The sequence below is a fragment of the Pseudolysinimonas sp. genome (genome assembly GCF_044239695.1).
In the GTDB taxonomy this organism is placed as follows: Bacteria; Actinomycetota; Actinomycetes; order Actinomycetales; family Microbacteriaceae; genus Pseudolysinimonas_A.
In genome coordinates, this window is the sequence record NZ_JBIIAW010000111.1 from 1 (window position 1) to 8,632 (window position 8,632).

Annotated in this window: 9 protein-coding genes; 3 read left to right on the plus strand and 6 right to left on the minus strand. The window is 72.7% G+C overall.

Annotated elements, in window-relative coordinates; translation table 11 throughout:
• Positions 1 to 1,761, plus strand: a 1,761-nt coding sequence (locus ACILQS_RS13795; RefSeq protein ID WP_395640706.1) for a UvrD-helicase domain-containing protein, incomplete at its 5' end; no start/stop codon positions are given.
• Positions 1,762 to 2,317: 556 nt separating this feature from the next.
• Here ACILQS_RS13795 and ACILQS_RS13800 read toward each other — a convergent pair.
• On the minus strand, positions 2,318 to 3,238 hold the full coding sequence (locus ACILQS_RS13800; RefSeq protein WP_395640707.1) for a ribokinase: 921 nt from the start codon (positions 3,236 to 3,238) through the stop codon (positions 2,318 to 2,320).
• A 35-nt stretch (positions 3,239 to 3,273) separates the two neighbouring features.
• On the opposite strand from ACILQS_RS13800, the gene ACILQS_RS13805 reads away from it, so the two are divergent.
• Complete coding sequence (locus ACILQS_RS13805) at positions 3,274 to 4,095, plus strand: hypothetical protein (protein ID WP_395640708.1); 822 nt, start codon at positions 3,274 to 3,276, stop codon at positions 4,093 to 4,095.
• 4 nt (positions 4,096 to 4,099) lie between these two features.
• Here ACILQS_RS13805 and ACILQS_RS13810 read toward each other — a convergent pair whose 3' ends face one another.
• The 5 genes from ACILQS_RS13810 to ACILQS_RS13830 are packed head-to-tail and all read right to left on the minus strand — an operon-like array spanning position 4,100 to position 7,965.
• On the minus strand, positions 4,100 to 4,639 hold the full coding sequence (locus tag ACILQS_RS13810; protein ID WP_395640709.1) for a DUF3500 domain-containing protein: 540 nt from the start codon (positions 4,637 to 4,639) through the stop codon (positions 4,100 to 4,102).
• Positions 4,640 to 4,679: 40 nt separating this feature from the next.
• Positions 4,680 to 6,149 (minus strand): sensor histidine kinase, encoded by a 1,470-nt coding sequence (locus ACILQS_RS13815; RefSeq protein WP_395640710.1) that lies wholly within the window; start codon positions 6,147 to 6,149, stop codon positions 4,680 to 4,682.
• Positions 6,146 to 6,865, minus strand: coding sequence for a response regulator transcription factor (locus tag ACILQS_RS13820; RefSeq protein WP_395640711.1), 720 nt, complete (start codon positions 6,863 to 6,865; stop codon positions 6,146 to 6,148). The genes ACILQS_RS13815 and ACILQS_RS13820 overlap by 4 nt, the downstream gene beginning before the upstream one ends.
• Positions 6,866 to 6,892: 27 nt before the next feature.
• Positions 6,893 to 7,540 (minus strand): NADPH-dependent F420 reductase, encoded by a 648-nt coding sequence (locus ACILQS_RS13825; protein ID WP_395640712.1) that lies wholly within the window; start codon positions 7,538 to 7,540, stop codon positions 6,893 to 6,895.
• A gap of 29 nt (positions 7,541 to 7,569) precedes the next feature.
• Positions 7,570 to 7,965: a hypothetical protein gene (locus ACILQS_RS13830; protein WP_395640713.1), complete on the minus strand. Its 396-nt coding sequence runs from the start codon at positions 7,963 to 7,965 to the stop codon at positions 7,570 to 7,572.
• A 44-nt stretch (positions 7,966 to 8,009) separates the two neighbouring features.
• Between ACILQS_RS13830 and ACILQS_RS13835 the strand changes: the two genes are divergently transcribed.
• A partial coding sequence (locus ACILQS_RS13835) for an NYN domain-containing protein (RefSeq protein ID WP_395640714.1) occupies positions 8,010 to 8,632 on the plus strand: 623 nt, incomplete at its 3' end.

The following is an 8,632-nucleotide window of genomic DNA, read 5'->3' on the forward strand; positions in this document are numbered from 1 at the left end:
ATCGAGCGGCTCGCCGACCTGCTGCACGCGACCCAGGGCGAACTCGCCGAGATCGGACTCGCCCCCGGTGAGGTGCGCGCCATGGTCGCGTTCACGGGGCTCGACGTGCCCCGCACGGAGCTCTTCGGACTCACCCTCCTCGGCGACGTCGCGGCCGTCACCGAGATCGCCGGCCTCGGATCCCGGCTCTCCGCCGCGCACGTCGCGGACGTCCGCTCCACCCTCGAGCATCTCTTCCCGCCCCTCACCACCGGGCCGGTCACGATCCCCCCGGCCGCCCTCACGGGAGCAGCCCTCCCCGGACCCGAGCCGAGCCACCCCGACGCCTCGCTCAGTGCCGACGCGCTCCAGGAGGCCCTCCTCGAGGGCCTGCGCCGCGCCCCGATCGAGGAGTGGATGGCCTTCCTCGACCCCGGTCAGGCGCGCCTCGTGCGGCGCTCGTTCGCCGGCCCGTCCCGCATCCGCGGCGCCGCCGGCACCGGCAAGACGGTCGTCGCCCTGCACCGCGCGGCCCATCTCGCGCGGGTCACCGGCGGTCCGGTGCTCGTGACGACGTTCGTGCGCACCCTGCCGAAGGTGCTCGCGTCGCTGCTCGACCGCCTCGCCCCCGACATCTCGGGACGCGTCGAGTTCCGCAGCGTCCACCAGTTCGCCGCCGACGTGCTCGCGGCCCGGGGAATCGAGCTCGATGTCGACGCGGAGCAGGCGTCACGGATCTTCGACGAGGTGTGGCGCACGCGCGGTCTCGACGGTCCCCTCGGCGTGATCGACACTGCCGCGACCTACTGGTACCAGGAGGTGTCGGCGGTCGTGAAGGGGCGGGGGCTGACGCGCTTCGAACAGTACGCCGGCCTCCCCCGCCACGGTCGACGGCGGCCGCTGACCTTCGAGCAGCGCGTCGCCGTCTGGGACCTCTACGTCGCGTACGAGGCGACCCTGCGGGCGCGCGGCGTCGCCGACTGGCAGGATCTGATCCTCGAGGCGGAGGCATCGCTGCGCGCCCAGCCGATCGACCGGTACCGCGCCGTCATCGTCGACGAGGTGCAGGATCTCTCGACCGTCATGATCCGGATGCTGCATTCCCTCGTGGGCGACGCCCCGGACGGCCTGACCCTGGTCGGCGACGGCCAGCAGACGATCCACCCGGGCGGTTCGACCCTCGCCGAGGCCGGGGTGTCCATCGCGGGTCGCTCCGTCGTCCTCACGACGAACTACCGCACGACCGCCGAGATCGCGGACTTCGCGGCTCTCGTGGTGCAGGGCGACCGGCACGTCGACATCGAGGGCGCACCGGCGACGGCGGATGCCGCGCAGACCCCGCGGCGCGGTCCGCGGCCCGTGCACACCGTGTTCCCGTCGCGGGCGGTGCACGACCGGTCACTCGTGGAGCGGGTGCGGCGGATCGTCGCGGATGCCGAGGAGTCCGGTCGCGGTGTGCGGCTCGGCGACATCGGCGTGCTCGCGTTGCACGCCTGGCACGCCGCAGAGGCCGCCGAGGCGCTCGCGGAGGCCGGCATCCCGACGATCGATCTCGCGGACTACGACGGCTCCCCGGTCGACGCGGTGAAGGTCGGGACGATCCGGCGCGCGAAGGGGCTCGAGTTCGCGGAGGTGCTCGTCGTGCGCACGCCGCCCTACGTCCTCCAGTCCGGCCCGTCGACACTCGACGAGGCGTCGGAGGAGCGCACGGCACTGCAGCGACGCGAGCTCTTCGTGGCGATGACCCGCGCGCGCGACGGGCTGTGGGTCGGCGTCGCCTGACGACCGCTGCCGTGCCCCGTCGCGCGACCGTTACCGATTCGTTACAGAATTCTCGCCGTCGGGGTGAGACGCCTGAGGGACTCTCGACACTACTCATTCGGAGGTGACGTGGAACCCGACGTCCGAACTGTCGTCCGCGAAGGCGACGCTCACCGCGGAAGCTCGATCCGCCGCTTCGTCGTTCCCGGGGTTCCGGGCGAAGAGCATCGTCGAGCCGCCGCACAACGCGATCAGGGTCTCTGTGGGGCGCTCGGCGCGCCGAGACGGGATTCCGACTAGGGGTAGGGGAATCCCTCCGGCACCGCGCTGATCTTCGGTGCCCACAGAGGAAGCGGTGCCCGCCACGGTGGATCAAAGCAGGTGCGGTGGCGGGCACCTCACCGATTGACTCGTCAGAGAGCAGAAGCGGTGCCCGCCGCGGCGGATCAGGGAATGCGGCGGCGGGCACCTCACCGACTCGCGCATCAGATCGCGAGAACGGCTGAACAGAGTGTTGCACGGAAATCTGTGAGCTTTTGCATCCGTCCCCCGCTGCGGGGACGACAGAACCGGGCGTCTACCCGAGGGGCCCGCAGAGCGCTTCGACCGCGGCCCGCGCCAACCTCGGATGCCGTGCGCCCGCCACCGTCGCGGTGAGAGCACCGGCCGCGGAGCCCGCGCGGACGGCCGTCTCGAGCGACCCGGAGGCAGCCCACGCCGCCGCGAATGCCCCGACGAAGGCATCCCCCGCGCCGACCGTGTCGATCGCGTCGACCGCGTAGGCCGGCCGGCTCTGCACCCTGCCCCCCGGCGGGGCGTACAGGACCCCGCGAGCGCCGAGGGTGACCACCAGGGTCGCCGGGAGTTCGGTCGCGATCGCGGTGAGCGCTTCGGCGTCGACATCGCCGTCGAGGCCGAAGAGCTCCGCCGCCTCGACCTCGTTGACGACGATCACGTCCACGGCGTCGAGCAGATCCGCCGCGCGGCGGTCGAGCGGTGCGGCGTTGAGCACGACCCGCGCTCCGGCCGCCGCCGCCCGTCGCACGACATCCTCGACGATGGGGAACGGAATCTCGAGCTGCACGACGACGACGTCGCCCGCCCGGAGGTCGAGGCGGGTCATCACGCCGTCGGGCCACGCCGCGTTGGCGCCCGGGATGACGACGATCGTGTTCTCGCCGCGCTCGTCGACGGCGATCAGGGCGGTTCCCGAGGGACCCGGGACCGTGATCATCCCGGCCACGTCGACGCCGACCCGTGCGAGGTCCGCGCGCAGCATGGTCGCCGCGTCGTCGTCGCCGACGCACGCGACGAGGGCGACCGTGACCGCGGCACCCGCGATCCCGGCGGCGGCGTGCGCCTGGTTGCCGCCCTTGCCCCCCGAGAGTCGCTCGAGACTCGCCCCCAGGAGGGTCTCCCCGGGACGGGGCAGGTGCGGCACGCGGTAGAGCAGGTCGAGGTTGACGCTGCCGACGACGAGCACCCGACCGGAAGTCACCGACCCAGGTTAGGGGGCGGTGCTTGACTGGGAGCATGGCAGATCCCCTCGCCGAGGTCGCGGACGACCTCTACGGCGTGCCGCCGGCGGGTTTCATCGCCGCACGTAGCGCGCGGATGAAGGAGTCCGGTGTCGACCGCGCCCTGGCGGCGAGGATGAAAGACCTGCGCAAGCCCGCGCCCGCCGCATGGGTCGTCAACCTGCTCGTGCGCGAACGCCGAGACGATCTGGAGCAGCTGCTCGACGTCGGCGGCGAGCTGCGCGACGCCCAGACCGCCCTCGACCGCGGCGAGATCACTCGGCTGGGCAGAGAACGCCGCACCCTCGTCGCCGCGCTGACCCGCACCGGCGGAGACCTCGCCGCGGCGGCCGGGCAGAAAGTGGCACCGGCGGTTCTGGATGCCGTCGCCGCGACACTCGACGCCGGTCTCGCCGACCCCGAGGCCGCGGCCGCGATCCGCACCGGCCGGCTGCTGCGCCCGCTCGAGACGATCGGCTTCGAGCCGGTCGACGTCGCGGAGGCGGTGGCGGTGCCTGAGGCCGGCTCGCGCGCCGCCGAGAAGCGCACCGCTCCCCCGCGACCCCGGCCGCGGGCGGTCGATGACGCCGACGCGGAGTTGGATCGCGCGCGCACCCGCGCCGACGCCGTCGTCGCTCGGGCTGAGGCCGACGCACGCGCCGCGGCCGACGAGCTCGGCGACCTCGAGGAGCGGGTGCGCGAGGCTCGGCGTGCGCTCGCGACCGCCGAACGCGAGGCAGAGTTCCTCACGCAGAAGCGGGACGCGGCGACCGAGGCTCACGAGAACGCCCGCGCCGCACTCGACACGGCCCGGCGACGGCGCCGCGACCTGGGCTGACGCCTCAGGCGACGACGTCAGGACGCACGTCGATCTCGCCGCCCTGGGAGATCGCGCTCAGCACCAGCTCCGCCGTCGAGAACTGCAGCACGTAGTCGCCCGCCGGGTCCCCGAAGAGCGCGAGGTGGTAGTCGTCCGACGACCAGGTCGATCCGCCGCCGGCCGCGGCATCCAGCTCTTCGTCGGCGGCGAGGAGGTCGGCGACCTGCGCCCACGCGTCGGCGCTCAGCAGCGACCGCAGCAGCGCGTACGCCGCGGCGCGCTGGTCGGCGGTGAGATCGCCGAGGCGCAGCCCCGTGCCGGGGAGATTCGGGATGCCGTCGGCGAGCGCGGCAGACTGCCTCTCGTCGAGCGTCGCGACCAGGTCGATCGCGGTCACCGCCGCCGTGCGGGCCGACGCCGTCGTGCGGGAGGTGGCCGCGCCCGCCGCCACCGCGGGGCCTGCGGCGAGTCCTCCCGCGAGCGCCAGGCCGGCGAGGGCGCCGAGCACCCGGCGGGTGACGCTCGTGTGGAACCGGGAGGCGGAGCGGGTCGGGTTCGTCATGGCCTCATGACACCGTGCGGATCTCGGGATCGTGCTGGCGTCAGCTGTGAGCCGTCTCGGAGGCGTCCTGGAAGGTGCCGTCGGCCGGGGCGCCGCCGGCCGGGAGGTCGACGCGGAACACCGTCCGCCCCGGAGCGCTCTCGACCTCGACCGACCCACCGTGCGCCTCGACGACCGCGGCCACGATCGCGAGCCCCAGACCGGTGCTGCCGGCCCGTCGCGACCGGGAGTCGTCGCCCCGGCTGAAGCGCTCGAACAGGGTGGGTCGCACGGCGGGATCGATCCCCGGCCCGTCGTCGGCCACGGTCAGCACGGCTCCGGTCGGCGAGGCGGCGAGACCTGCCGCGACCGTGGTGCCCGGCGGCGTGTGCAGCCGGGCGTTCGCGAGCAGGTTGCCGAGAGCCTGACGCAGGCGGTCGGCATCGCCGCGTACCTCGACGTCCTCGTCGGGGAGCTCGAGGTGCCAGTGGTGGTCGGGCCCGGCGACCTGGGCGTCGGCGACCGCCTCGACCAGGATCCCGCCGAGGGCCACGTCATCCATGAGCAGGTCGCGCCCGGCGTCGAGGCGGGCGAGCAGCAGCATCTCCTCGACGAGGGTCGACATCCGCACCGACTCCGCCTGGATGCGCTCGAGCGACCGGGCCGTGTCGGCAGGCAGCCGCGCCGGGCGCTGCCCGAGCTCGGCGTAGCCGCGGATCGACGCGAGCGGGGTGCGCAGCTCGTGCGAGGCGTCGGCCACGAAGCGCCGCAGCTTCTGCTCGCTCGCGTGCCGCACCGCCAGCGACGACTCGACCTTGCCGAGCAGGCGGTTGAGCGCCGTTCCCACCCGACCGACCTCCGTCTCCGGAGCGTCGACCGGCACCCGCTCGGGCATCGACACCGCTCCGGACTCGAGCGGCAGTTCCGAGACGCGGGCGGCCGTCTCGACGACGCGGGTCAGCGGCCGCAGCGCGACGCGCACGACGAGCGCCCCGAGCAGCACCGCGACGGCGATCGCCCCGAGACTGACCGCGCCGATCGTCTGGATGAGGGATGCCGTGGTCGCGTCGGCGTCCGCCAGCGAGAGTCCGTTGAGCACGACCGCCGAGCCCTCGATGGCCTCGAACGGCGTCGCGACGACCCGATACGAGCCGAGCGCACCGAGGGAGACGGTGTGCGGCTGACGGTCGGCCTCGACCCCGAGGAGCACCGCGATCTGCCCGTCGGTGAGCGGAATCGACTGCCCGTAGCCGAGCGCCCCGGACTGCACCGCCTCGCCCTCGAGCGACACCATCACCACCGCCCCCGCGCCCTCACCCGGGAGGATCTCGCCGATCGAGTCCGGTCCCGGCATCTCGCCGTTGACGATCGCGATCGTGCGTTCCGACGCGGCGAGCAGCAGCCGGTCGAGACGCCCCACCGTCTGCCCGCGCGAAGCCGCGACCGTGACGACGCCGATCGCGACGGCGAGCACCGCGAGCATCCCGACGATCCCGACGACGAGCCGGGTCGCGAGCGACCAACGCGTCACGTCGACGCGGGCCGGATGGAGTAGCCGACCCCGCGCACGGTGTGGATCATCCCGGGGCCGTGGGCATCCAGCTTCTTGCGCAGATAGGAGATGTAGAGCTCGACGACCGCGGCCCGGCCGCCGAAGTCGTACGACCAGACCCGGTCGAGGATCTGCTCCCGGCTCAGCACCCGTTTCGGGTTGCGCATGAGGAAGCGCAGCAGCTCGAACTCGGTCGGCGTGAGCTGGATGGGGTTCCCCGCCCGCTCGACCTCGTAGCTCTCCTCGTCGAGGGTGAGATCGCCGACCCGGACGACGGGTCCGTCGTCGCCGCCGGCGCGCAGACTCCGCCGCACGAGACCGCGCAGCCGCGCCACGACCTCCTCCAGGCTGAACGGCTTCGTCACGTAGTCGTCGCCGCCCGCTGTGAGCCCGGCGACCCGGTCTTCCACCGCATCCTTCGCGGTGAGCAGCAGCACGGGGCAGTCGTTGCCCGCTTCGCGCAGGCGCTTGAGCACCGTGAGTCCGTCGAGCCCCGGCATCATGATGTCGAGCACGACGACGTCCGGGGGAACCTCCCGCGCCAGCTTCAGGCCGGTCTGCCCGTCGTTCGCGACCCGGGTGTCCCAGCCCTCGCTGCGCAGCGCCATCCGCAGCATGTCGGCGAGCATCGGTTCGTCGTCGACCACCAGGGCACGGATGGGCGAGCCGTCGGCGCGCGTCAGCGAAGTCGTCACCCGACTATTGGATGCCCTGTTCCTATGTTATTTCTGTGGGTCGCCGATCGCGGCCCGTAGTTCGGGCAGGGTCAGCGGGTAGCCGAACGCCGCGGTGTGCGCCTGAAAGCCCGTGCCGGTGCTCAGATCGCCGGTCGGGAGGGGATCGAAACCGAACGAGTCGACCAGCGCCGCCACGGTCGCGACGTCGGCGGGATCGTCGCCGGCGATCGCGAGGGCGACCCGTCCGGCGGATCCCGCGGGCCGCCCGCGTTCGTCGAGGTCGTGGTAGCCGAGGTGGCTGAACGCCTTCACGACCCGGGCACCGGGCAGCAGGTCGGCGACGACCTCGCTCGTTCCGCGCGGGTCCCGCGTGAACTCCGGCAGCGGTCCGTCGACCGGCTCCCAGTGGTTGGCGGCGTCGATGACCAGCTTCCCGGCGAGCGCGGCGGCAGGGAGCGATCGCACCTTGCCGAGCGGCAGCGCGAGGATGATCACCTCCGCCTCGTCGATCACCTCGGCGGTCGTGCGGGGCTCGGCGCCGGGCGCCAGCACCTCCACGATGAGGGCGATGCGTTCCGCCGATCCGGACGACGAGATGAGCACGCGGTGGCCGGCCGCGAGGGCGAGGCGGGCGAGCACGGTGCCGACCTTGCCCGCGCCCAGGATTCCGATGACGGCGCGGTCAGCTGGCACGTCCCGAGTTTAGGAGCGGCGTCACGCCGTCACCGCGCGTCGACGATCTCCTTCGGGTACTCCTCGCCGTCGAGCAGGAGTACGACGGCATCCGGGCGTCCGTCCTGCAGCCGCAGCGCGGTGGGCACGGTCAGCAGATCGGCCGTGCAGGCGAGCCCGCCTTGGCGGTGGAGCGTGACTCGGGCCACGCCATCACCTTCGTCGATCCGCGTCGCGATCGTCGGGCACGAACTGCTCCCACCGAGCACGATGGTCAATCGATCCGGAGCTTCCCAGACCGCGGGATAGTCGCCGGTGAGGTCGTATTCCACCAGCACGTCGGGCATCTCGACCGGTTCCCCGATGCTCGGCGGTGAGACGCAGCCGGAGAGTGCTGTCGCGACCACGGCGGCTGCCAGACATCCCGTCATTCCCCGGATCCGCATGCGGCACGATAACCCGGCGCACCCCTGACGGCTAGGGTCGAAGCATGGCGGAGCGCGGCGAACCCACCGAGGCCCGGGTGGCGGTCTACATCGACTTCGACAACGTGGTCATCTCGCGGTACGACCAGATGCACGGCCGCGACACCTGGCGCAAAGACGAAGCCCGTCGCAACGACGACAAGGTCGCCGCGAAAGTCGACGTCGCTCGGGTCGACATGGGGGCGATCCTCGACTACGCGTCGTCGTTCGGCACTGTCGCGTTGAGCCGCGCCTACGCCGACTGGTCGGTGCCGACCAACGCGTCCTACAAGAGCCAACTGGTGAACCGCGCGATCGACCTCGTGCAGCTGTTCCCGGCGTCGAGCACCAAGAACGGGGCGGACATCCGGCTCGCCGTCGACGTGATCGACGACATGTTCCGGCTGCCCGACATCACCCACGTCGTGATCGTCGCTGGCGACTCCGACTACATCCCGCTCGTGCAGCGGTGCAAGCGCCTCGGCCGCGTCGTCGTCGGCATCGGCGTGCAGGGCTCGACAAGTCAGGCGCTCGTCGCCGCGCTCGACGAGTTCGAGACCTACGACGCGATCCTGCGCGACGAACCGGCTCTCGAGCCCGTCGCCGTCCCCGCGAAGGCGACCGGCAAGCCCGCGGCCGGCGACGAGGC

What these genes read in the sequence shown, in the direction of transcription:
- ACILQS_RS13805 (WP_395640708.1), top strand. Translation starts at nt 3,274, where the DNA reads ATGGCAGATCCCCTCGCCGAGGTCGCGGACGACCTCTACGGCGTGCCG.
- ACILQS_RS13810 (WP_395640709.1), bottom strand. Translation starts at nt 4,639, where the DNA reads ATGACGAACCCGACCCGCTCCGCCTCCCGGTTCCACACGAGCGTCACC.
- ACILQS_RS13830 (WP_395640713.1), bottom strand. Translation starts at nt 7,965, where the DNA reads ATGCGGATCCGGGGAATGACGGGATGTCTGGCAGCCGCCGTGGTCGCG.